Here is a 23,680-nt window from a genome sequence, read left to right on the forward strand (position 1 = left end):
GACAGCGATCGCGCTAGACCGCGTGCCGCTGCCGTCTGAGCTCACCCCGGGAAGGTGAGCCGCAGGTGCCCACTTTTCGAACGCAATGTCCGTTACGTCCGAAAAGTGAGCGCCTACGCGACAGGTATAAGGTAATGAATTTAAGCGTTATGAGAACCGCTTTTCGCCGTTAAGCGCTTTGAGAATGGAAACCATGCCGAGAAGCATGACGCAGGCAAATGGAAATGCAGCTGCTATCGATGCAGTTTGAAGCATTTTGAGGCCATTGGCGCTGGCGAGCATCAAGACCACTGCCAGACACGACTGAATTAGCCCCCAAATGGTTTTTTTGCTGTTCGAAGGATTGAGGTTCCCCTCTGAAGTCATCATCCCCAGAACAAATGTCGCCGAGTTGGCGGAGGTGATAAAGAAGGTGCAGAGCAGAGCCACGGCGACGGCGGACAGAACACTGCCCATCGGGTAATGGCTCATGACGACAAAGAGCGCTGTGGAAGGCGATTTCGCCGTTTCTGTGGCCACTTCTAAGCCGAGGTTGATACCGGTGGCGCCAAAGACGGCAAACCAGAGGAAGGATGCCAGTGTCGGAGCGAGCAATACGCCGCAGACGAATTCTCGAATAGTGCGCCCCTTTGAAATTCTAGCGATAAAGGTGCCGACGAATGGCGCCCAGGCAATCCACCACGCCCAGTAAAAGACTGTCCAGTTCCCAATCCATTGGCTCTCGCCGTACGGGTTGATTGAGAAGCTGTCGCTGATTAAGTTTTGGAAGTAGTCGCCGATGCCGTTAGTAAACGTGTTGAGGATGAGCAGCGTGGGGCCGACGATTAGTGTCGCAACCACTAGGCATATGGCGATGACGACGTTGAGGTTGGAGAGCCATTTGATACCTTTGTCAATGCCGGTAATGGCAGTGAGGATATAGATAACGGTGATAATGCCGACAATGGCGAGAATGACCGTATTGTTTTCAGGAAGGCCGTAGAGCATGTTGAGCCCACTGTTAATTTGGTAAGCGCCGAGTCCCAGTGAAGTGGCTACACCTGCCACTGTGGCAAATACGGCGAGGATGTCAATGGCTTTTCCAATGGGGCCTTTGACGCGTTCTTCCCCGAGAAGGGGGATAAAAATACTGCTGATAAGTCCGGGCTTGTCTTTTCTAAACTGCATGTACGCCAGTGACAGTGCCAACACGGAGTAGCCCGCCCACGGGTGAAGTCCCCAGTGGAAGTAAGACTTCCGAATGGCGAATTCGGCGGCTTCTTTGGTGCCGGGGGTAAGGCCCATTGGCGCGGCGTAGTGGCTAAGGGGTTCGGCCACGCCCCAAAAGACGAGGCCGATGCCCATTCCCGCTGAAAAGAGCATGGCGAACCAAGAAATCAGCGAGTATTCAGGTTTGTCGTCGTCTTTTCCAAGTCTAATTCGACCGAACTTGCTGAAGGCAATCCAGATGGAAAAGCCGACGAAGGTACTCATGGCGAGCAAATAGAACCAGCCGAAGTTACCCGATAAAAATTGGTAAGATGCGTTTGCTGCTGTTTCGAAGCTCGAGGGGCTGAATACCCCCCAAGCGACGATAACACCGAGAAAGATAAGTGATATGATGTAAACTTGATTCTTTTTCAAAACGGTCCTCCCTAGAATTAAAAGTGTAAGTGTCAGGTTATATCTGAACTTTGAAGACAGTTTGTTCTTCCACTTGTGTTTCTAGGGCGTTTAAGGCGACACCGACTCTGTGGTAGCGCAGTTTCCACTGTGCGTCTTTAGAGGTGCTCGGATCGCCCAGCGGGTAAGGGATGGAAATGGTAGGCACGATTTTATTGGCGCCTACTGTTGTGGCAACCGGTACGAGGTTGCACAGGATGACAACCGGGAAGCCGGCTCTTTCAAATTCTTTGACCATCGTTGCACCGCAACGTGTACAGGTGCCTCAGGTGGAGGTCATGATAACGCCGTCTACACCGGCTTCTTTAAAGTGTACGATGATTTCTTTGGCCATTCTGGCTGCTTCGGCTTCGGTGGTGCCGGTGCCCACGGTGCTGTAGAAGTAGTTGTGAAGTTTGCCGATGCGGCCTTCTTTTTCATAGGCGCGCATGGCGTCTATAGGCATAATCACGTTTGGATCGGCATCTGCTGCCGCCGGGTCAAAGCCCGCGTGAATGGTTTTAAACACGCCGCCTTCGAGACGCGCCATGTCGGCGATGTTGTATCGGCCCCAGCGCGTCGCAGAGGCAGACTGAATTCTGTCCGGATTGGCCACAGGGACGATACCGCCTGTGGTCACCATGGCAATGGTGGCTTCTTTTAGGTTGGCAATCGGTTCGGCAATTGGCACGCGGTCGATTTTAGGTATCGGCAGTTCCGTTTGATACGGCGTTCCCAAAAGTTTTTTAAGCAACATGTCGACGGCGCGCTCTGCGGCAGTTTTTCCGTCTTCCCGCCAAACTTGATGGCGAATACCGCGCGGGTAGAAGCCTTCGACTTCCGCCAATAAGTTGGTCTTACCTGCGAGTATTTTGTCGCCGAGTACCGCCATTTTCTGTGCGTCTTTGCGCATGGCGGCGGCACTTTTGCCCCCCGGGAAAATATAGAGGTCTTTTTTAAACATTTGAACGCCGGGATTTTCTTCGTGCATCGAGCTGATGGCTTCGACGCCAAACTTGGCTTTTACCGCTTTGCTGATGACGCCGCAGGCGTTGCCGTAACGGCCGGCTTGAAAAGCAGGGCCTGCGAAGAAAATGTCAAATGGGATGTCTTCTAAAAAACCGAGAATGGTTTTAACGGCTTCTTCTTCGTTGGATCCCATGAAGTTGTCGCCACAAATGATGGTGTGTGTAATCTCTGCGTTTTTAAGCGCGGCGTTTAGCGCAAGCGCCGGCCCCACGAGGCCTTCTCTGATTTCAGGTGCGTGGTCGGCTTTTTCTTCGCCGCCGATGCCCGCAAAGAATTGATTGATGTACAAAACTGCTTTTTTCATGATGCATCCCCCTTCATTAGAATTCTTTTACTTGTTTGGTCGACCATCCACAGACGCTGTCGCCACAGAACATGGAGTTGTTTTCCATAATGACGCTGCCGTCGGGACGAACAGATGGTCCCAGCAGTTCATCGCCTTCCCAGCCGCCTGAGAGACCGTGTTTCCCAAGGGCTTCGAGGTTGCCGACGACGGTGGCCATCGGCGGCAGTTCAATGAGTTGTGACACGTTGCCGCAACTGACGATGGCGTTTGCTTTTTCATCTAAGGTAACCAGCGGTTGAGAACGGCCGTCTCTACCGGTACATTCGTTGGTCATACCGACGGTCTTGACACCGGCGTCTTCCAGTGCGACGTAGCAGGCGATAAAGTCGGCATCGGGGTTGCCGTAGCCTTCTTCGGCGAGTACGGCACCGTCTGCGCCGAGGTTTTTGGCGATTTGCGCTACAAATTGTGCAGAGCGTCTTTTTTGTTCCAACGACACATTGAGGTTGGACATGATGACGCCGAGGAAGTTGAGGGTTTTGCCGTGTTCAGCGTAGAGCGCTTTAATGGTCGGACAGTTCTGGAAATCGTAGGTCGACCACTTGGACGAGCACGGCATAAAGGAGCCCGATATCATAGCGCCGTCGAGGACTTCGTTGGGATGCATAAATGTCGGTACCACGTGGTTCATGTCCCAGCCGTAGACGAGGTCGTTGTACCCCATCTCTTCCATTTGGGATTGAGGTTGCATAACGTAGACGACGGAAGGGAGGTCGGTGACGGCCTTCGGACGTTTGGTAATCGGTTCGAGTTCAAACACTTCGGTGGCATCAGGTGTTAAGTTTTTAACGGTCTTGCCTAAAAATTCAGCCAACCTGTGCGCACCCCAGCGCAATGCGCTGTTTTTCTTCTGTTGCTCAAATTTTTCAAAGTCTTCATCGGTGTTTGCGACGAGGCAGATGTTGATGTTTTTGGAGAAGATGGTGTATTTGGCACCTTCGCCACTCATGTCGATGAGTCCGTCGCCAAAGCTGCCGTAAGTTTGACCGACGGCCAAAACACTGCATCCTTTAAGGGCGTAGGTGACGCCGTTACCCGCTTGAGCCAAATCTCCTGTTACCCCAGGGAAGACGCAGTCGTCGGAATTTGCCCGTACGCGGGGCTCAATGGCCTCTTTTACGGGACAGATGCGGATGTCATCTCCCGGCTTCGCTATGACGAGGTCCAAGTCGGTGAAGTGTTCGTCCTCTCTTAGGTAGGCGATGGCCTCTGCTTTATCAATGGTGAGTACGCCGTTTTGATACTGGGTTGCATCGCCGAAGACGACGTCTTTTACATGAAAATTACCAATTTCCAAACGCATTATTTTACCTCCGTTCCACATATTATTATTTTTTATAATGCTGCCTATTACATTTAAAAACTTGATACCATTATAGCACAATTTTCTGGGAATTCAATCATGATTACAAAATAAACTTGATTATTTTTGTGATGAAATTATCAGAATGTATGTGAGGCTTTGTGTTATACTAATAAGGTGAGTGCAAAGAAGGGTGGAGAATTACATGAAGAGAGAGATTAAGAAAAACCGCATGAAACGCTATTTTATTGACGCATGTTACGATATTATGTCGACGGAAGGCATGGGCGAGGTGACGATTAGGCGCGTGGCAGATCTCGCCGGCTACAACAGCGCGACGCTGTACAATTATTTTATGAACCTCGACCATCTGATGCTCTACGCGTCGTGTAAGTATCTAAAGGGGTATTTGGTGAAACTCAAGGAGACGACGCTTCCGGAAGACAGTTACGAGCGCTACCTGCATATTTGGCGCCTGTTCTCTGAGGAGGCTTTCCTCAACCCGGCCCACTACCACTTGCTGTTTTTCAAGTTTTGTTACACCAACGCCAACGACGCTATTCGCGATTATTTTGAAATTTATTCGGAAGAGTTGACGGGACTTTCGGAGTCGCTGTTGCCCATGTTGGTGGAGGGGACGCTTTGGAAGCGCGACTACGAAAATCTCAAACAGTGTGCGGTGGACGGCTACATCCTCAAGGAGGATGTGCTGGTGATCAACGATATGCTGGTGCTGATTTTTCAGTCGATGATTGTTCAGGCGATGCAGGAGACCGATGTCGATGTGGACGCCTATGTGCGCCGGATTATGGATTACATCACCCGGATTTTAAAGGGCCATCGCATGGATGCCTCTTGACGAATGTGAAATCTGTGGTATACTATTAAGAAAATTTGGACTTCGTATAACCCCATTAATAGGGAATGGGGGTTTCTACCAAGCACCGTAAACGCTTGATTACGAGGAAGACACTTTGTGTGTTTTCTTCGTGGTCAGGCGTTTTTTATTTGGCGCCGGCACGTGGGACACATAAGCAAAAAGTGGGTAAATGTGTTTTGAAAGGAGCGGTAATACATGGATTTGAGAACGATGCCTAAAATTGAGCTGCATTGTCATTTGGATGGGAGTTTGAGGCCGGAAACGGTTCGCGAGTGGTTGATTGAGACGGACGGGGAGGCGCCGGATTTAGAGGCGGTTGCCGAGGCGCTTATTGCACCTGAAAGCTGTGATTCGCTGGATACGTATCTCGAGCGTTTCCATCTGCCGGTGCGGCTTATGCAGTCTAAGGCGCGGCTGACACAGGCGGCCTACGAGGTGATGGCAGATGCCGCCGCCGAAGGGGTGGTGTATCAGGAAATTCGGTTTGCACCGCAACTTCACACGAAGGCAGGGCTGTCCTACGCGGAAATCATCAAGGCGGTTGTGGACGGCGTTCGCAAGGCGGAGGGGCGATTCCCAATTGCGGGGAATGTGATCTTATCGTATATGCGTTTTTCGGACGAGGCGGGGTTTGTCGAGCTGATTGATGCCGGTGAGCCGTTTCTCAAAAAGGGCGTTGTGGCGGTGGATTTGTGTGCCGGTGAAAACGATCGCTTTGCCCTACGCTTTAAGAACGCGGTGCCCTATGCCAAGTCACTGGGATATGAGGTGACGATTCACGCCGGAGAAACGGGTTCTTTTGAAAATATTATCGACGCGGTGTTGCTCTTGGAAGCCAGTCGCATCGGTCACGGCGTGGCTATGTGGCAAAGCCCTGAGGCGCGAGAGTTGGTAAAGGCTCGCGGGGTGACGATTGAATGTTGTCCGACGAGCAATTTGCAGACACAGGCGGTGTCAACTATTGACGCGCATCCTGTGGAAGCGTTTCGTGAGGCGGGGATTGCGGTGACGCTGAATACTGACAACCGCACGGTTTCCAATACGACGATGACCGGTGAGTTCAAGAAGACCGGCGCCGCGTTCGGTTGGTCTGAGGCGGCGTATGAAGCGCTGTACATGGCGGCGGTGGACGCGTGTTTTGCAGATGAAGTGACCAAAACAACCTTAAGGGGACGGTTCTTTTGTGCCGGAAAACACTAATGTTTACCAAAAATAGAAATCGAGAAATGAGCAGCCCAGGCGGGCTGCTTTGTTCTTTTAGGGGGACGAGTGACCTATTTTGTTGGGATTGAGTTAAAGATGACAGATTGTCTGTAGCCGTGCAAGGCAAGCTCTTGACGCCAATGCGGAATAGGATCGAGAGCGTTTAACCTGGAAATGTGTTTTGAAGGTTCTAAGGCGGGTCTCCTGTTATTTTGAAAGAAAGTGGGTATAAATTTTTATGACTTAATACATAAAGGAGGGTGTTATGGAAGCGATTTCGAAAAGTAAGCTGGACAGTTTGAAGCGGTTTAATTTGTTTATGGGGGCACTGCATTTTATTCAAGGGTGTTTAATGCTGTATTTTGCGCTGGGGATTGAAAAAATCAGGGCATTTAAGCTTCCCATATGGTCGTATTTTTTGACGTTTGACACGTCACAAATGCGTTTGGTGACAGAGCCGAGACGTTTGTTTGACGTTCCTTTCGGCATGATGGTGGCGCTGTTTTTACTGATGAGTGCGGCGGCTCATTTTCTTATTGTGCTCCCCAAGACCAACGCTATCTATAGCCGCGATTTGAACCTCGGGATCAACCGATTTAGATGGTACGAGTATGCGCTGAGTTCTTCGTTAATGATTGTGCTCATCGCCCTGTTGTTTGGCGTTTACGATATTGGGGCGTTGATTTTGATGTTTCTTTTAAATGCGTCGATGAACTTGTTCGGTTTATTAATGGAACAGCTCAATCAAAAACGCGATAAGGTGATGTGGGCGCCTTTTGTCTTTGGGTGTGTTGCGGGAATCGGTCCGTGGCTGGTCATTGTCCTCTACGCTTTTGGCAACGCCAATCCCGCAGAGGTGCCGTGGTTTGTGTACGCTATTGTCGGGTCGTATTTTGTGTTTTTCAATCTCTTTCCCGTCAACATGTGGCTTCAGTATAAGCAGGTGGGAAAATGGCGCTCTTATGTGTACGGCGAGCGCATGTACATTGTGCTCAGTCTCGTCGCTAAGACGGTGCTCGCATGGCTGGCTTTTGCAGGGGTGATGCAGCCGATGTAAGGCTTGTTATTTTCACGCCAATTGGGTATAATGGGCTAGACTCTAATGAAAAGGTGTGTGTAAAATTTGAAACGACAAGTGAAGCCCGCTAAGGGTTCTAAGAAAGTATATAATAAAAGTGCCAAGAAATCGGAGCGTCCTACTGGTGGACGCTCTCGTACTGCGCCGCCCGATGTGTCGGTCGATGCGTCTGTCTGTCCGGTGTACGCCAAGTGTGGGGCCTGCCAGCTTTTGCATTTGCCTTATGAGGAGCAGCTTGCGGTAAAGCAGAAGCAAGTTGAGGCGCTGCTGGGGCGCTTTGGAAAGGTGCTTCCTATTATCGGTATGGCCAATCCGTTTCACTACCGCAATAAGGTCCACGCTACGTTTAAGGCTGTTAAGGGTGGCCGCGTTGTGGCGGGGATGTATGAAGAGGGGACGCATCGCGTGGTGCAGACGAAGGCGTGTGCGCTACAGGATAAGCGTGCCAATGCGATTGTCCAGACGCTGGTTCGCCTGATGACGTCGTTTAAGCTGAAGCCATATGATGAAGACCGCCGCCAAGGGGTGTTTCGCCACGTCCTAATTCGCACGGGACATGTAAGTGGAGAGGTTATGGTGGTTTTGGTGTTGGGAACGAAGATTTTTCCGTCGCGGAATCACTTTATGAAGGCGCTTCTCGAGGCGCATCCTGAAATTACGACGGTGGTGCAAAATGTCAATCTCAAGCGCACGAGTATGGTGCTCGGCGATTCTGAGACGGTGCTCTACGGCAAAGGGTATATTGAGGACACGCTGTGCGGCACGGTTTTCCGCCTGTCGCCAAAGTCATTTTATCAGGTCAATGCGGTTCAGACGGAGGTGCTCTACGGCAAGGCGATTGCCTATGCGGGACTGACGGGCAATGAGGTCGTGCTGGACGCCTATTGTGGCATCGGGACGATTGGTTTGATTGCCAGTGCACAGGCCCAAACGGTGGTGGGCGTTGAGCTCAACAAGGATGCTGTGCGCGATGCGATTCACAATGCGCGCCGAAATGGTGTGAAGAACGCACGCTTTTTTGAGGGCGATGCAGGAACGTTTATGCGCGCGGTGGCGAAGGAAGGCAACGTCCCCGACGTGGTGATGATGGATCCACCGCGTTCGGGAAGTGACGAGGCTTTTTTATCGAGCCTTGTGGCGGTGGCACCACCAGTGGTGGTGTATGTGTCGTGCAACCCCGAAACATTGGCCCGTGATTTGAAGTACTTGACGCAGCGGGGGTATCGGGTGGAGAAGATTCAGCCGGTGGATATGTTTCCGGGGACGGGGCATGTGGAGACGGTGGTAAAACTACAACGCCAGAACCCTTGATTTTACTGGAGTTCAAGCACTTTTATGAGTTCTTCAGTTTCAGTAAAAACAGTGAAAATTACCACCAAAAAGACCTAAAAAGCAGTATCAGAATTAAAGTCGTTATATGACATGGTACGTGGGAACACGTCTACCAGCAGTCGGTTTTGAGAGTTAAAATTGGAAATTTAGATAGTAAAAAACCCTAGATTCAAAATGAGTCTAGGGTTTTTTAGTGTCTAGATGTTGTTAATTATCAAGATCGATATTGTTATTTAATGCATATATTATTTTGGGATCTTTTATTTCATATACAGCAGAGCCTTCATGTTTGCGGCTTAATTTTTTTATTAATCCAATATTTTGCATACCAGTTATATAATTTCTAGTTGAGCCCCCAGTATTTGCCTCTTCCTTTAATTGACTGTGAGTGAAGGACGATGTAGATAATTTTTGTAGGTGCTTTATATAGGAATATACATCATTGCTATTTTGACGAGCGCCTTTCTTTTTGGGATAGTATTCGTAAAAATTAAATTCACGCACAAAGTTTTCAAGGGCATTGTTTATTGCTATTTTTGAAAATTTTGTTGCATTTGGATCGATTCTATACTGCGCTCTAAATATTTGATGCCAGATATGCCATAAATCTCTAGGATTTGAATTAGCCAGCATAAAAATTGAAGCTATAGTTTCTTCAGGAACACTATTATCAAGTAATTTATCAAACGATATAGTTTTGTCATTAGAATGCACAAGCAATCTTTTATTTAAAACGGATTTTAGATCATCAATAGTCCAGTCAATATTATAGACATAATATTTTTGTTTTCGAAATCTTGAACTCAATAAATCAAATGGAATAGTCCATATGGCAATTAGTAACTGAATCTTTTTGTTTACTAATAACTGATTTCCTAGAATTAAAGGCTCGATGAATGTTGCAACTAGTTCAGCATCATTTTCTAATCTTTCATCTTCGTCTAATTTATCAATATGTACGGCTACTTGTACAATGTTTAATTTTGAGATGAGTTCCAATAATTTATTAACCAATTTTAGAGAAGACTGTTCATCGATGAAGTTAAGGTCCAGATCGAATTCTATATCAGGGAAAATGTTTTTGATAGTTGACTCGTCGGCTTGGGGCAGTAGAGTTCCAAAATGTTTAGTTATTGCTTCATTGCTGAAGTTTGTGAAGGCAGTTGCTCCGTAATTAAATATTGCATTTATTGGTTTTGAAAATTTTTTGATTATCCTTTTTACTTTGCTTAATTGTATTGCTGAAATTTTATTTTTGATTTGGTCTTCAGTAACATTATCACCATATTTGTAAATTAGGAATGAAAGGAATAACTTATCATCTTTTGTTAAGGTCTTAATTAGTTTCTCATTGCCAATTAAAAAGACCGCAAGTGTATCCACAATTCTTTTTATTAAGAGATTGTGGTAGTCTATTTTATTTTGAGAAAGGGTTATATTTTCAAAATCACTTAAATTAATGAAGAGTTTATTCGGTGAAGTTTCTCCACTTAATTCCTTAAGAATAAGAGTTTTTCCAGAACCGCGATTTCCTACTATGATAGCAGAGTTGTTACTTTTAATAGTATTTTCTAATATTGAAAATTCATATGGTTTTACAAATAATGATTTAGTTTTTTCTCCTTCGTTTTCAGCAGTATAGGTCGCAAAGGGATATTCTATTAATCCAATATCTTCTACAAAATCTTGAAACTCCTTTTTCATGGCGTATCCTCCCTGTTTTTAGATTTTTTCTCCATTCTTATCAACAAAATACCCCTCATATTCACAATCCAATGCCTCTGCAATAGCATCCAATTCGTTCATCGAGAAGTTATCCCTTTTGAGCTTGTTCGCCATGTTCTGATTTGTAGTACCAAGACGATTGCTAAGCTCTATAATCGTTACGTTCTTTCTTTTTAGTAAGATTCGGATTTTTTCGCCCATTGTTAATTTCATTAATTATCACCTACCTGAGTTAAATAATACACCTAATAGTGAATTGGTGCAATAAAATAGGTGAAACATTGAAAAGATTAATTTTTAAGTGTATTATCACATTATAAAGTGAATATCAGAAAGGAGTAAAAATATCATGAGTAAAATAATTGCCGTCGCTTCACAAAAAGGTGGAGTGGCAAAAAGTACAACGTGCAGAAACGTAGCAACGATTTTAGCAAAGGAGGGATACAGAGTCTTAGCAATCGATACAGATAATCAAGCTTCAATGACTGACTGTTTCGGAATAGTTAAGCCTGAAGCTTTAGATACGACACTATATCATCTGATGATGGCCGTGATGAATGAAGATGATCTTCCGCCTAAAGAGAGCTACATTATCAAGAGTGACGGTGTTGATGTGATCCCCAGCAGTATTGAAATGTCTGCCATTGAGATGAACTTGGTCAGCACAATGAGCCGAGAATATGTTCTTAAAACAATTACTGAACAGCTAAGAGAAGATTACGATTACATCATTGTAGATTCAGCACCTTCTTTAGGACTGATGACGCTGAATGTATTGGCTGCCTGTGACAGTGTATTAATACCGGCAACACCGGAATATTTGTCAGTCAAAGGGCTTGAGTTATTGCTTCAAACGATTATGAAGATCAAGAGAAGAATTAATCCTAATATCGCATTTGAGGGAATTCTCTTAACGATGTTTGATGAACGAACCAATCTTTCAAAGAACATGATCGATATGGTTGATGAGGCATATGGCGAGCACATCAGAGTATTTGAGATTAGAATTCCTAAATCTGTAAAGGTTGGAGAGGCCAATCTTCAAAGTAAGTGCATTGTTGACTATATGCCAATGAATAAGGCTGCTGTTGCTTATCAAGAACTAACAAAGGAGTTGATTAACTATGGATAAAACGAAAATGAAAAAAGTGGAAACATTTGCATCCATATTTGGAGATGATTATAACAAGGAGCCGACAGAAAAAGCTGATGGGACGACCACATTAAAGCTTGCTGATTTGGTACCGTTCAGAAACCATCCCTTCAAACTTTATGAAGGGGAACGCTTTAATGATATGGTTGAGAGTATTAAAAATTATGGCGTTATAGTACCTATTGTCGTCAGAAAAGTTGATGATAAATATGAAATTCTATCTGGTCACAATAGAGTTAATGCAGCAAAAGAAGCAGGATTAACTGAAGTTCCTACAGTTATAAAAGAGGGACTCACTGAAGAAGAAGCAACATTGATTGTGACAGAAACAAATTTGATGCAGAGATCATTTATGGAGCTTGCGCATTCAGAAAGAGCAACTGTGATTGCTACAAGGCACAGTGTCATGAAAAGCCAGGGAGTTAGAACAGATTTATTGAGTGAGATTGAGAAATTGTCAAAAGCTCCGAATATTGAAGATGATTTAACTTCATGCCCAATGGGCACGAAGTTAGATACAAAAAAGGAAATTGGAGATAAATATGATTTGTCATCACGATCAGTAGCCCGTTATTTGCGTATTAACGAGTTGAGTTCGGCGTTAAAAAACTTAGTAGATGAAGGCAAAATAGCTATGCGAGCCGGTGTAGACCTTTCATACTTATCACAAGAAAACCAAGAAATGATTGAAGCTATTATTTCAGAAGATACTTTTAAGGTAGATATGAAGAAAGCAGCTCTTTTAAGAAGATATGAAAAAGAGGGCAACCTGAACTGGAATACAGCGAAGCAAATTATCAGCGGTGATGTTTTAAAAAGCACAGGTAAGGTAAAGCCTTTCAAGATTCAACCGACTATCATATCGAAATATTTCAAGCCCAATGATGACAAGAGGGCTATTGAAGAAACCATCGAAAAAGCTCTGGATTTATACTTTAGTCAGATGAAAGAGCAGTCACATGAACTAGAGGAGGGGGAGGAGATGATTGAGTAGATTAACGGAAATTAAACAGATTTATGATTACATCCTAAGTGAAATCATAAAGGATGAACAGGCATGGAAAGATTTTCTGACCTTTCATGCAAAGGTCTATAAACACAGTTTCAAAAATGCAGTGCTCATATATGCTCAGAGACCGGAAGCAACATTGGTCGCGGATATGGAAATCTGGAACCGCCGTATCGGCAGGTGGATTAATAGGGGGGCAAAGAGTATTGCTGTCTTTGATGATCAGAGTGATTATTTGAGACTTAAATACCTGTTTGATGTCGAAGACACCCATGGTCAACCCCATACCATGCCAAGGGTTTGGAGACTGGGTAATGACATTGAGACGGAGTTGTTGAATCATTTTCAGGCGAATACTTTTTCAGAATGGATTTCAAGACGCACTTATGAAACAGTTAATGAACATATTGCCGAAATTCAAATTAATCTTAAAAAAGAAGTTCCAAAGACCAAATTATCCGGTTTACCCATTGAAGGTGTGATAAAAGAATTTGTACAATCACTGGTAGACAGTGTGGAATATATGACAGCTATGCGATCGGGTATTGAAGTACCGAAATTAAGCAATTTGGATGCCTTCAGGACCATTACCGATTTTGATTCAAAAGCATTAACCTTACAATTAGGGCATCTGACAAGTACCATTTCAGAACAATTATTAAGAGAAGTTGAAAGAGAAATCAAATCAATCAAAAGTGAAAAAAGGAGCGTGAGTGACGATGAAAGCCGTAGAGTTGAATTATCAGGAAACAAAAGGAATTTACCATCCGCAGATTCAAGTATCACAGGAAGTGGATTGCGACAAGAAACCTTTAGGGAAATACGGTCAGATGGCGATGAATTATCTGAAAGAGGAGCACATCAATCAATACAATTATCTTTTGACGGAGGGGACGCTGCTTCAAAAGATGCATCAAGTGAACGAGGAAGCATGGGAACGGATGGAACAGTTGCAACAACAGATGTTAACGGTGGAACCGATACAAAATCCTACGAATACTTACCAGAGCTATCGTCACAGGGAGATGATTCGGATGAGAGCAGAAGAAGTCGTATTGAAGGAGATCATATTCAAGGAAAGATAGAATCAGAAGTTGAGCTACCAGAGCGTAGCTCTTTTTTTGTGCCGTTTTCGAATGAAGAAATCATCGAAACTGTATTACTAAGAGGGTCTAACTTTGCCGGTGGTAAACAGCGTATTGTCGATTTTTTCGCTGACAATCATAGTGCAAAAGAAAAAGCTGACTTTCTAAAAAATGAATATGGAACAGGTGGATCTTCAATTACTTTTTCGGAGAATCAAAGTGGTTTTGAAAATCATGACAGTAAGGGCATCAAAATTGATGTTTACAAAGTGGGTGAAGATATCCACTTGTCTTGGGCAAAAGTTGCTGCTGGTATAGAGCATTTGATAGACAACGGCAAATATTTTGAAGCACGTTATCAAAATGATGAGCCACCAGTGAGAAAGACATCGTATCAGCCAACCGTGTTTGACATGCCACAGAAGGATAATGACATAAGAAATGAAAATTATCAGAAGTTGATGAAGATAGCCCCAGGCATTTTAAATGGTCGTTATCGTTATATGAAACTCAAAGCCCCAGGCTTTATGGACCTTGTCATAGAAAGACTCTACGAAAATAGAATTTCCCTTTCTCATTATTATGAACAAAATGGGGACTTGATGAGTGATCCGGATATGGAGCTTATTGTTGATCATAATGAAAGAACATTAACATCAGCCACGTTTCAACAAGATAATCTAGCTATTTATCATGAAGTCTATCAAGGTGATGAATTAATAGATCCGGACATGGAAGATGAGCTCAATGACTTTCTAAAGGATTGGTTATCCAATATATCAAGGCAAGGTCATATTGTTTACAAAGCTTACTATTCAGAAGATGTGGTCGAAGAGAATGCAGAACCGCTGTTTGATGAACAGGGCAACGAAGTGTTGGATAAATTAGAAGAAGAATCAGACGATTTATTGGATCTGGAGTTGGATAATACCGATGATCAAATGATTCAAAAACAGACAAAAATCAACTATCGATTTTCGGCAGAAGATGAAATCGGTATTGGTGGGTTAAAAACAAAATTCAGAACCAATGTTGAAGCAATCAAGACTTTAAAAGTTATTGAAGAAGAAAACCGAATGGCAACAGACAAAGAGCAATCTGTCTTAGCTAGATACGTGGGTTGGGGTGGCATGCCGCAAGCTTTTGATATAAGTGCCGGTGGTTGGAGTAATGAATATGGTGAACTAAAAGAATTACTATCACAAGAAGAATATGATAGTGCCAAAGCATCCACACCGAATGCCCATTACACAGCACCGGTTGTTATTCAAGGCATCTATCATGCCCTTGATAGATTTGGCTTTGAACAAGGAAACGTTTTGGAACCTTCCATGGGTGTTGGTAATTTCTTTTCCCACCTTCCTGAATCCATGAAGAAGTCAAAACTCTTTGGTGTCGAACTGGATGACATATCCGGTCGAATATCCAAGCAGCTTTATCAGAAGGCAGATATTCAGATTAAAGGTTTTGAAGAAACACAATATGAAGATAACTTCTTTGATGTAGCCATCGGCAATGTTCCTTTTGGTAATTGAGACTCTTGCATAATTAACTCGATAATTTGAGAAAAAGGCTTAATCCTAAGTAACAGCCCCTGCCATGCTTTCAAATTTCAATCTTTTGTTGTTCATTATGCTACTAAGAGTTCCTCATTTCTGTTTACTTTAACTTTTGAAGCGATGGTTCCTGCAACCAACGCAATGCAATTTAACAACGCATGAACAGTTGCTTTCTTGATACCTTTAGACCGGATTGAATTCAAATTTAAAATCGTCTTTAGTCGACCGTTGCAACGTTCAACAGAAGTTCGCTTGTTGTATAGAGTCTTCCATTGATCAGATGATCTTAACGGATATCCGATTTGTCTTGGATTTTCTTTACGATTTATCTTGAGCGTATAACCATAATTGCTTGATGAACACCATGCACTCCCATGTGGACAGTTACATTTCCCCAGTACTTGTGGACATCTAAATTTCATGTAATCGCCGTCAATCCCCCAATAAACGAGTTTGTAACCACCAGAACAGACTGGATGAAACTCATCATCTAACCCTTCTGGGGCGGCGTGACTGCCTCTTGGGTTGTAGGCTATGATTGGAGTAGCTTCAAAGTGATTTATTACTGCATCATAGACAGAATTATAATCATATCCAGAGTCCATCGCATAGAACAATGGTCTAAACAGATCTCTATACTGCTTTAGAAACTCTTCAATCAGTGGAACTGCAATTGTTCCATCATGAACATTCGCTGGTGTTACCATAACTGAAAGTGGTAATTCACTGTATGAATCGCTCAGGATATGAAGTTTCCATCCAAACCAACGAATGTTATTACCGTGAGTATCGCGCTTCATTCCCCAGTTTGGGTTGGTGCCGTCATCTACAATATCTTTCTTTGGTTTTGAGGCTTCGAAAGCATCTACCTTAGTAGAGTCTATTGAAATATGACTACCATCAACAATTCCTAATTCTTTAGCATGAACAACTAAATCACCGAATAGTTTCAGCAACGCATCTGATTCTGACAGCTTATCTGCGAATCTGCTGAAAGTGGCTTCTGATGGTACTTTGGATAACACCTCAAAACCACAGTTATAACGTAACACTGGGTTCTCTTTCAACTGTCTCACCAACTCGCTGGTGGTCGAAATTCTCAGAATTTGCTTAGCAATTAATGCGTAAATCATCGGTGCGACTCTGTAACCTTTTGGACCTCTCAAATGACTCTGTTTAGATAATGCCGCAACCAAAGGTGAGATGTTGATCTGAGCAAGAATTAATTCCAATTTCGTTTCTTGCTGAAAGTTCATAATTTCTTCAAAGGAAAATAGACATGTTTGTCGAATATACATAAGTGGAAACTTCCTCCTTCGTTTGGATTGTGTTTGCTGCCACTTATATAATTCGACGTTTGGGGTGAAGTTTCCTTTTTGTTTCTTTAAAAACTTGTTAAATCAACGGTTATAAATTATGCAATTTTCTCAATTATAAAGTATATGACAGGCTCTATGATAAATACAATTTTATGATTCATGATTATTTCTTTGGAAAAACACTGGATAAAGTACGTCCAGGTGGAATTATTGCTTTTGTTACCAGTAAGGGAACTATGGATAAAAAGGATATGAGTGTCAGAAAATATATCAATGAACGTGCTGAACTCATTGGTGCCATCCGATTACCCAATACAGCGTTCAAAGATAATGCCAATACGGATGTAACAGCAGATATACTTTTCCTAAAGAAAAGGGAACGCAGATCGGTAGAATTACCAACTTGGTTGTCAGTTGAGACGAATGAAAATGGGGTCCCCGTCAATCAATATTTCATTGACAATCCCCATATGATGCTTGGAGAGATGGTGTTTGATGAACGAATGTTTGGTCGTGAGAGTCGCTATACTACTTGCGTAAATAACGATAGTAATTTTAATCTAGAAGAAGCCCTCATGAATGCAGTTAGCTATCTAAAAGGAGAAATCGGTTATTACGAACATAAGTCTGATGAAGCCAGCGAAGATTTACCGGCAGATTCAAAGTATAAGAATTATTCGTATGCGTTCATCGATGACAAGCTTTATTTTAGAGAGAATTCCATGATGAGAAGAATGGATTACACCGGTAAAACCTTGGAGCGCATTCAAGGTATGATGCACATTCGGGATATTACAAGAGAGATCATCGCACTGCAAATGGAAGGCTGTACCAAAGAGACATTAGAAGAAGCACAAGAGCGATTGAATAAGTTGTATGATGAATTTACTCATGACTACGGCTATCTCGTTTCAAGACCGAATGCCAATGCATTTCGTGATGACAATGACTATCCTCTTTTATGCTCACTTGAAGTCGAAGACGAAGAACATCAGATTACAAAAGCGGATATGTTCACGAAGCAGACAATCAAACCCTATGAATCCATAACCAATGTTGATTCAGCCTTTGAAGCGTTGACAGCATCGTTAAATGAAAAGGGAATGGTTGATCTATTATTTATGTCAGAGCTTTATGATGAAGAACCGGAAATCATTATCGAAGAGCTGAAACAAGACATTTATTTGAACCCTGAACGATTTAATGAAGATGATACATTAAGAGGTTGGGAAACAGCAGATGCTTATCTATCCGGTGATGTAAGGCAAAAGCTGAAATTCGCAAAGGTATTTGCAGAGCTAAATCCGGAACTCTTTTCAAAAAATGTCATTTCCTTAGAAATGGTACAACCAATTGAACTTGAAGCCAGTGATATTGATGTCAGGTTAGGCACAACATGGATTGAACCTTCAGATTATGAACAATTCATCTATGAGACCTTGAAGACACCGAGTTATTATCATAACACTGGTGGAAGAAATGAAATCAAGGTACATTACAACAATTACAACGCCAGTTTCGGTATTGAAAACAAAGGTGTGGACGGTTATTCTGTCTCAGCCAAAGAAACCTATGGGACATCAAGAATCAATGCTTACTACATTATTGAAGACAGCTTAAACCTTAGAAATTCAACGGTAAAAGATCGTGTTGAAGATGGTGACACAGTTAAATATGTTATCAATAAGAAAGAGACCATGCTGGCTAGAGAAAAGCAATCACAGATCAAACAAGCATTTAAAGAATGGCTATTTAAAGATCCTGAAAGACGGAAGAAGTATGTCAGTTATTATAACCAGAACTATAATAATATTCGCCTTAGGGAGTATGATGGCAGTCATTTGAAGTTCCCCGGTATGAATCCGGACATTAAATTGAGAGAACATCAGACCGCAGCTATCTCACGAATACTTTACGGCGGGAGTACACTTCTAGCCCATTCAGTGGGAGCAGGGAAGACCTTTGAAATGGTGGCCAGCTGTATGGAGCAAAAGCGTTTAGGACTTATAAACAAGGCAATCTTGGTTGTTCCTAATCATTTGACACAGCATATCGGCAGTGAATTCTTAAGACTGTATCCGTCAGCCAATATCCTTGTGACGACCAAGAAAGATTTTCAAAAATCGAATCGGAGACGTTTCGTCAGTCGTATTGCTACCGGTGCTTATGATGCTGTTATTATGGGCCATTCACAGTTTGAGAAAATTCCCGTATCAAAAGAGCGTCAGGAAGAAATGATTCATCGGCAAATCAATGATATATCAGCGGCCATTGCAGATGCCAAAAGAAGCAATGGTGAAAACTGGAGCATCAAACAGATGGAAAAGCTCAAGCTATCACTGACAGCGGAGATCAAACGTCTTCATGACAGTCCTAAAGATGATGTCATCAACTTTGAGGAACTTGGAGTAGACTGTATCTATGTTGACGAAGCCCATTATTTTAAAAACTGTGCTGTATTTTCCAAAATCAGAAATGTAGCAGGTATATCCAATACTCGAAGTAAGAAATCTATGGATATGTTGATGAAGACCCAGTATATACAAGAAATCAATCAAGGACGTGGCGTTATCTTTGCTACAGGGACGCCTATCAGTAATAGCATGTCGGAAATGTATGTTATGCAGCGTTATATTCAAAACAAAGAATTGGAAGCCAGAGGCATTCATCATTTTGATGCATGGGCAGCACAGTTTGGCGAGGTGGTATCCAGTCTGGAGCTGGCACCGGAAGGAACGGGTTATCGGTATAAAAGCCGATTTGCAAAGTTTACCAATTTACCGGAGCTAATGACGATTTTTAAGAATATGGCAGATGTAAAAACAGCAGACATGCTTAAGCTACCCATTCCCAAACTTAAAGGTGATGGACATAAACTGGTTTCATCAGATGCCAGTGAATTTACAAAAGAGATTATGGAGAGTTTTGTTGAGAGGGCAAGTGATATTAGAAACGGATTAGTTGATTCTCGAATCGACAATATGCTTAAGATAACGAACGAAGCGAGGTTATTAGGTCTTGATCCGAGACTCTTATATGCAGATGCACCCAATGAACCAGATAGTAAAGTCAATAAATGCATTGAAACAGTTTATGAAGAATACCAACTGAGTAATGATATCAAAGGAACGCAAATCATATTTTGTGATGTAGGGACGCCCAATTCAGATGGGCGTTTTTCTATTTACCCTTATATCAAGGATGCCCTGATTCAAAAAGGCATTCCTGATAATGAAGTTTGTTTTATTCACGATGCAAACAGTGAATCTCAAAGAGAAAGTCTTTTTGCAGATATGCGTAGTGGTAATAAGCGGATTATCTTAGGATCAACAGCCAAGATGGGAACTGGAACCAATATTCAGGATCGTTTAATTGCCTTACATCATCTCGACTGCCCATGGCGTCCAAGTGATTTGGAGCAACGAGAGGGAAGAATCCTAAGACAAGGCAATCAAAACGAGGAAGTCAACATCCATCGGTACGTTACAAAAGGGACTTTTGACGCGTACTTGTGGCAAATTGTCGAGAATAAGCAACGCTTCATCAGCCAGATCATGACAGGAAAATCTGTTGCAAGAAATGCAGAGGATATCGATGAAACCGTATTGTCTTTTGCAGAAGTTAAAGCATTGGCAACGGGTAATCCATTAATTAAAGAGAAGATGACGGTTGATAATGAAGTCAGTCGATTGAGCCTACTTAAATCGGAATATAACAGCAGACGCTATGCAATGGAGGATAATTTCACCTACAGGTATCCAAAGTTGATTCAGCAGTCAAAACAACGTCGTGAGGGTCTGATTAAAGATATTAGCAAACGTGACATGAACAAGCATGAGGCATTTCAGATTACCATTAACGGCAAGTATTTTGATGAAAGAGAAAAAGCCGGAACTTATTTACAGGTCCTGTTATCAAAGGCTGAGCCGGATAAGGAAATGCATGTTGGTACATTTAACGGGTTTGATCTTATGATTTTGAAGAATAACTTCTTTGGACAACACAAGATGTTGCTTCATGGACAGCAGAAGTATGAAGTTGAATTCGGGGATAGCCCACACGGTAATATGGTGAGACTTGAAAATCTCATGGAAGGCATGGAAAAACGCCTTGAAAAAACAGAAAGTCAGATTGATGAGTATGAACGGGACTTGGCTCAATCCAAAGAAGAATGGGAAAAGCCCTTTATGTATGAGGATGAGCTAAATCAAAAACTAACCAGGCAATTTGAACTGAATGCTGAACTGGATATGGATAAAGGAGATGAAGGCATAACAGTTAGTGAAGGTGATTTTATTGAAGACACGGTAATTGAAGATGACGAAGAAATGACAGTTTAGCAGGGATATAGTCCCTGCTATTTCTATGGAAGGAGACGAATTAGATGACGAGACAAATGGTACAGAATATCAAACAGGATAATGTAATTGAACTTATGTGTGAGGTGCTTGATTTTGCAGAGGAATCAGAGCAGAAAGTCATTGGGGCAGTAAATCAGATGGGGCTTCCAATGTTCTTTGCAAGTATTGATGCATTGGATATCGATGACATTGAGAAAGAGAGAATCAGAGCACTTAAAGAAGTCATTGATACAAAAGCAAAGGCGATTGAAAAAATGAAGGGAGGACAATAATATGGCAACGAAAGATACCTACTCAGACAGCTTCTTCAAAAGCTTAAATAAGTTGACAGGCATATCAATGTCTAAGCTTAAAAGCTATGCTAAAGACAATAATCCATTTAACATCTTGGAACATCCAGGCGTTGTTGAGCCAAATGAAAGGCAGCTGGAGAAAATCAATAAACTTAATGAATTCATTGCATCCTACAATGTGCTAAAACTGGACCAGGAAAATGAAAAAATTACTTTCAGATCGCCAAAAGATGCCGGCAAATATTTTGCATCACTTCTAGGTGGTGTGAAAGATAAGGAACGGTTTCTTGTCGCTTTTCTGGATAACAGCAACAGTATTATTGAAATGAGAACCGTGTCTCAAGGAACAACTAATATGGCAGTTGTCTATCCGAGAGATATCCTGAAAATGGCTCTTGCAAATGATTGCAGTAACATAATGCTTTCACACAATCATCCCGGAGGCAGTTTAAAAGCATCTCATGAGGACATTGCACTGACACAACGGATAGTTGATATTTTTAAGCCATTAGATATCAATGTGATCGATCATATTATTGTAGGCGGCTACGGATTCAGTTCTATGGCGGAAAATGGTGTTTTGCCGGATAACAAGATGGATGTTGCTAATTATGATCCTATAGCATTGAATGCTGCTGAAGAAGAAACAGAGACATATGATGTATCAACAGACGAAGAACTTGAAATGTAGGAGGGATTAGATGAATCAAGATAGAACCAGTTATATTCGTGAGCAGAGCAGTGATACCGTAAGTTGGATACTTGGTGTCAAAGATAAATCCAAAGAAATGGTCAAAGATTGCATTTTGGAACAGGGGGTTAAAAGCTTCTTACTACATCATGATCTACTTGAGCTTGAACCAGATGAACATGAAAAGATTGAAGTTTTGAAACGTGTCATTCAAACCTTTGATGGGGATATTGAAACCATGAATTTTGGTGACTTAGATGAGGGGTGCTAATGATGAAGCGATTTACAGAGGAAGAACTGGATCAGGCAAATAGCTGCAACTTGATTGCCTATGCAGATAAGATTGGCTTGAATCTGAAAAAAGTAGGTAATTCATATAAAGTAAAGGATTATGGTGGCCTTTATATTAATGTCTATGGGACTAAGTGGAACTGGTTTTCCCGAGATATCGGAGGCGGTCCGATCCAATTTGTTATGGAGATGGAAGGCAAGACTTGGGTAGATGCCGTTTACACTCTGTTGGGTACTGAAAAAAGTGACTTCATTCCAAGAGTCGAATCTGTTGAAGAAGAAAAGGGAACATTTGAATTACCGGATAAAAATGATACTTACAAACATATTATTGCTTATCTGATACAGTCCAGAGGTATTGATAAAGAAGTTGTCTATGACTTTATCAGCCAAGGTAAGCTATACGAAAACAAGCACCGTAGTTGTGTCTTTGTGGGTTATGACGGTGACAACCAACCTAAATATGCCAGTGTTCGTAGCACCAATACTCATGGGAAATCCTATCGGGGAGATGTGAAAAACTCCGATAAGGCATTTCCCTTTTCATTTGAAGGAAGTAGCACTACGGTTTGTGTCTTTGAATCACCGATAGATCTGATGAGTTACATGACGCTGCTTGATATTCATGGAATTCAATCCTTTGATCATCACATGATATCTTTAGGTGGCGTAGCAGATCGTGCGCTACACCAATATCTGCAATTGCATCCGGAGATCAATCGCATTATGCTCTGCCTCGATAACGACGAAGCAGGGCATTTTGCTTGTCAGCAGTTCAATGAAAAGTATCATGAAGATTATAAACTCCTAAGACATAGTCCTACCGGAAAGGATTTTAATGAAGACTTGCTTGCAATTCAAAACAGTCATCAAACAGAGCAGGTAAGAGAAGCAATAGCAACTTATAAACCAGAATGGGATATGGAAGAAGAAATGGAAATGTGAAAGGGGCTGTTCGATGTACTTTATAGATAAAAACCATGTAACCAATTATCAAAAGCTATTGTTTCAGGACCATACACATCCGAAGGATATTCGCAGGAAATCATTATTTTACATTATCAGTGGCAATGAAGATTTGTATTTAAGGCGTTACAGTATCTACGATTTTGAAATCCATGAGATTCTGCCGTTCAATTTAGTGGATGAGCTTATGAGTCTGGGTGGCGGCGGCAGAATGCTGCTCAGGCTTGCATATAATCTTTATAACGGATTTGACGACGGGAAATTAACACCTCGAGATGTATTTTATGTCATGAATAAGAGGGACTTCATAGTGGCTAAAGGTGGAATTGATATGCGATTTGATATGGTTATTGAAAATTAAAAAAATAGAGGAAATGTGGGAAATGGGGAGGTAGATACTTGAAATTGGATTGGTA

At 42.6% G+C, this 23,680-nt stretch carries 18 protein-coding genes, 1 pseudogene and 1 riboswitch; of the genes and pseudogenes, 13 read left to right on the forward strand and 6 right to left on the reverse strand.

All coding sequences use genetic code 11. The annotated features are described in order from the left end of the window. Positions 1-147: 147 nt before the first annotated feature. From ACR6HW_RS16255 to ACR6HW_RS16265, 3 genes are read right to left on the reverse strand one after another with little or no spacing between them, the layout of a single operon-like run. Positions 148-1,623 carry a glycine betaine uptake BCCT transporter gene (locus ACR6HW_RS16255; protein WP_455728740.1) on the reverse strand — a complete coding sequence of 492 codons (1,476 nt, stop codon included), beginning with the start codon at positions 1,621-1,623 and terminating at the stop codon, positions 148-150. Between the two features lie 37 nt (positions 1,624-1,660). Then, positions 1,661-2,974: a betaine reductase selenoprotein B gene (grdH, locus tag ACR6HW_RS16260; protein WP_455728741.1), complete on the reverse strand. Its 1,314-nt coding sequence runs from the start codon at positions 2,972-2,974 to the stop codon at positions 1,661-1,663. A 16-nt stretch (positions 2,975-2,990) separates the two neighbouring features. Then, positions 2,991-4,319, reverse strand: a complete 1,329-nt coding sequence (locus ACR6HW_RS16265; RefSeq protein ID WP_455728742.1) for a glycine/sarcosine/betaine reductase component B subunit — start codon at positions 4,317-4,319, stop codon at positions 2,991-2,993. Between the two features lie 205 nt (positions 4,320-4,524). Between ACR6HW_RS16265 and ACR6HW_RS16270 the strand changes: the two genes are divergently transcribed. From ACR6HW_RS16270 to rlmD, 4 genes are all read left to right on the forward strand, one after another. After that, positions 4,525-5,178 carry a TetR/AcrR family transcriptional regulator gene (locus ACR6HW_RS16270; RefSeq protein ID WP_455728743.1) on the forward strand — a complete coding sequence of 218 codons (654 nt, stop codon included), beginning with the start codon at positions 4,525-4,527 and terminating at the stop codon, positions 5,176-5,178. A gap of 22 nt (positions 5,179-5,200) precedes the next feature. Continuing rightward, a riboswitch (purine riboswitch) is annotated at positions 5,201-5,300 on the forward strand. Between the two features lie 94 nt (positions 5,301-5,394). Next, positions 5,395-6,399, forward strand: a complete 1,005-nt coding sequence (add, locus tag ACR6HW_RS16275) for an adenosine deaminase (RefSeq protein ID WP_455728744.1) — start codon at positions 5,395-5,397, stop codon at positions 6,397-6,399. Between the two features lie 268 nt (positions 6,400-6,667). Next, a complete protein-coding gene (gene heR, locus ACR6HW_RS16280; RefSeq protein ID WP_455728745.1) occupies positions 6,668-7,459 on the forward strand; it encodes a heliorhodopsin HeR in 792 nt (263 codons plus the stop codon). A gap of 66 nt (positions 7,460-7,525) precedes the next feature. Continuing rightward, a complete protein-coding gene (gene rlmD, locus ACR6HW_RS16285; RefSeq protein ID WP_455728746.1) occupies positions 7,526-8,791 on the forward strand; it encodes a 23S rRNA (uracil(1939)-C(5))-methyltransferase RlmD in 1,266 nt (421 codons plus the stop codon). Positions 8,792-9,019: 228 nt separating this feature from the next. On the opposite strand, the gene ACR6HW_RS16290 is transcribed toward rlmD, so the two are convergent. Together ACR6HW_RS16290 and ACR6HW_RS16295 are read right to left on the reverse strand one after the other, a co-directional pair. After that, a complete protein-coding gene (locus tag ACR6HW_RS16290) occupies positions 9,020-10,516 on the reverse strand; it encodes a P-loop ATPase, Sll1717 family (protein WP_455728747.1) in 1,497 nt (498 codons plus the stop codon). Positions 10,517-10,534: 18 nt separating this feature from the next. After that, positions 10,535-10,750 carry a helix-turn-helix domain-containing protein gene (locus ACR6HW_RS16295; RefSeq protein ID WP_455728748.1) on the reverse strand — a complete coding sequence of 72 codons (216 nt, stop codon included), beginning with the start codon at positions 10,748-10,750 and terminating at the stop codon, positions 10,535-10,537. Positions 10,751-10,886: 136 nt separating this feature from the next. Between ACR6HW_RS16295 and ACR6HW_RS16300 the strand changes: the two genes are divergently transcribed. Genes ACR6HW_RS16300 through ACR6HW_RS16310 form a run of 3 tightly spaced genes read left to right on the forward strand, consistent with a single transcriptional unit; the run spans position 10,887 to position 15,319 of the window. Further along, positions 10,887-11,669: a ParA family protein gene (locus ACR6HW_RS16300; protein ID WP_455728749.1), complete on the forward strand. Its 783-nt coding sequence runs from the start codon at positions 10,887-10,889 to the stop codon at positions 11,667-11,669. Beyond that, positions 11,662-12,684, forward strand: coding sequence for a ParB N-terminal domain-containing protein (locus ACR6HW_RS16305; protein ID WP_455728750.1), 1,023 nt, complete (start codon positions 11,662-11,664; stop codon positions 12,682-12,684). The genes ACR6HW_RS16300 and ACR6HW_RS16305 overlap by 8 nt, the downstream gene beginning before the upstream one ends. Then, on the forward strand, positions 12,677-15,319 hold the full coding sequence (locus ACR6HW_RS16310) for a DUF6908 domain-containing protein (protein WP_455728751.1): 2,643 nt from the start codon (positions 12,677-12,679) through the stop codon (positions 15,317-15,319). Before ACR6HW_RS16305 ends, ACR6HW_RS16310 begins: the two co-directional genes overlap by 8 nt. A gap of 95 nt (positions 15,320-15,414) precedes the next feature. Here ACR6HW_RS16310 and ACR6HW_RS16315 read toward each other — a convergent pair whose 3' ends face one another. Continuing rightward, entirely contained in the window at positions 15,415-16,641 is a 1,227-nt protein-coding gene (locus ACR6HW_RS16315; protein WP_455727774.1) for a transposase, read from the reverse strand. 125 nt (positions 16,642-16,766) lie between these two features. On the opposite strand from ACR6HW_RS16315, the pseudogene ACR6HW_RS16320 reads away from it, so the two are divergent. The 6 genes and pseudogenes from ACR6HW_RS16320 to ACR6HW_RS16345 form a co-directional block, all read left to right on the forward strand. After that, positions 16,767-21,002, forward strand: a pseudogene (locus ACR6HW_RS16320) (helicase-related protein); the annotation flags it as partial. A gap of 44 nt (positions 21,003-21,046) precedes the next feature. Continuing rightward, complete coding sequence (locus tag ACR6HW_RS16325) at positions 21,047-21,295, forward strand: hypothetical protein (protein ID WP_455728752.1); 249 nt, start codon at positions 21,047-21,049, stop codon at positions 21,293-21,295. 1 nt (position 21,296) lies between these two features. Next, positions 21,297-22,007 (forward strand): JAB domain-containing protein, encoded by a 711-nt coding sequence (locus ACR6HW_RS16330; protein ID WP_455728753.1) that lies wholly within the window; start codon positions 21,297-21,299, stop codon positions 22,005-22,007. 10 nt (positions 22,008-22,017) lie between these two features. Next, positions 22,018-22,278: a hypothetical protein gene (locus ACR6HW_RS16335; protein WP_455728754.1), complete on the forward strand. Its 261-nt coding sequence runs from the start codon at positions 22,018-22,020 to the stop codon at positions 22,276-22,278. Beyond that, positions 22,278-23,243: a DUF3991 and toprim domain-containing protein gene (locus tag ACR6HW_RS16340; protein WP_455728755.1), complete on the forward strand. Its 966-nt coding sequence runs from the start codon at positions 22,278-22,280 to the stop codon at positions 23,241-23,243. Before ACR6HW_RS16335 ends, ACR6HW_RS16340 begins: the two co-directional genes overlap by 1 nt. Positions 23,244-23,256: 13 nt before the next feature. Beyond that, a complete protein-coding gene (locus ACR6HW_RS16345) occupies positions 23,257-23,625 on the forward strand; it encodes a DUF6075 family protein (protein WP_455728756.1) in 369 nt (122 codons plus the stop codon). Positions 23,626-23,680 lie beyond the last annotated feature (55 nt).

The organism is Fusibacter sp. JL298sf-3 (genome assembly GCF_053842995.1).

What these genes read in the sequence shown, in the direction of transcription:
- ACR6HW_RS16335 (WP_455728754.1), top strand. Translation starts at nt 22,018, where the DNA reads ATGAATCAAGATAGAACCAGTTATATTCGTGAGCAGAGCAGTGATACC.
- add (WP_455728744.1), top strand. Translation starts at nt 5,395, where the DNA reads ATGGATTTGAGAACGATGCCTAAAATTGAGCTGCATTGTCATTTGGAT.
- ACR6HW_RS16300 (WP_455728749.1), top strand. Translation starts at nt 10,887, where the DNA reads ATGAGTAAAATAATTGCCGTCGCTTCACAAAAAGGTGGAGTGGCAAAA.
- ACR6HW_RS16315 (WP_455727774.1), bottom strand. Translation starts at nt 16,641, where the DNA reads ATGTATATTCGACAAACATGTCTATTTTCCTTTGAAGAAATTATGAAC.
- heR (WP_455728745.1), top strand. Translation starts at nt 6,668, where the DNA reads ATGGAAGCGATTTCGAAAAGTAAGCTGGACAGTTTGAAGCGGTTTAAT.
- ACR6HW_RS16345 (WP_455728756.1), top strand. Translation starts at nt 23,257, where the DNA reads ATGTACTTTATAGATAAAAACCATGTAACCAATTATCAAAAGCTATTG.
- ACR6HW_RS16325 (WP_455728752.1), top strand. Translation starts at nt 21,047, where the DNA reads ATGACGAGACAAATGGTACAGAATATCAAACAGGATAATGTAATTGAA.
- ACR6HW_RS16340 (WP_455728755.1), top strand. Translation starts at nt 22,278, where the DNA reads ATGATGAAGCGATTTACAGAGGAAGAACTGGATCAGGCAAATAGCTGC.
- ACR6HW_RS16330 (WP_455728753.1), top strand. Translation starts at nt 21,297, where the DNA reads ATGGCAACGAAAGATACCTACTCAGACAGCTTCTTCAAAAGCTTAAAT.
- ACR6HW_RS16295 (WP_455728748.1), bottom strand. Translation starts at nt 10,750, where the DNA reads ATGAAATTAACAATGGGCGAAAAAATCCGAATCTTACTAAAAAGAAAG.
- ACR6HW_RS16305 (WP_455728750.1), top strand. Translation starts at nt 11,662, where the DNA reads ATGGATAAAACGAAAATGAAAAAAGTGGAAACATTTGCATCCATATTT.
- ACR6HW_RS16290 (WP_455728747.1), bottom strand. Translation starts at nt 10,516, where the DNA reads ATGAAAAAGGAGTTTCAAGATTTTGTAGAAGATATTGGATTAATAGAA.
- ACR6HW_RS16270 (WP_455728743.1), top strand. Translation starts at nt 4,525, where the DNA reads ATGAAGAGAGAGATTAAGAAAAACCGCATGAAACGCTATTTTATTGAC.
- ACR6HW_RS16265 (WP_455728742.1), bottom strand. Translation starts at nt 4,319, where the DNA reads ATGCGTTTGGAAATTGGTAATTTTCATGTAAAAGACGTCGTCTTCGGC.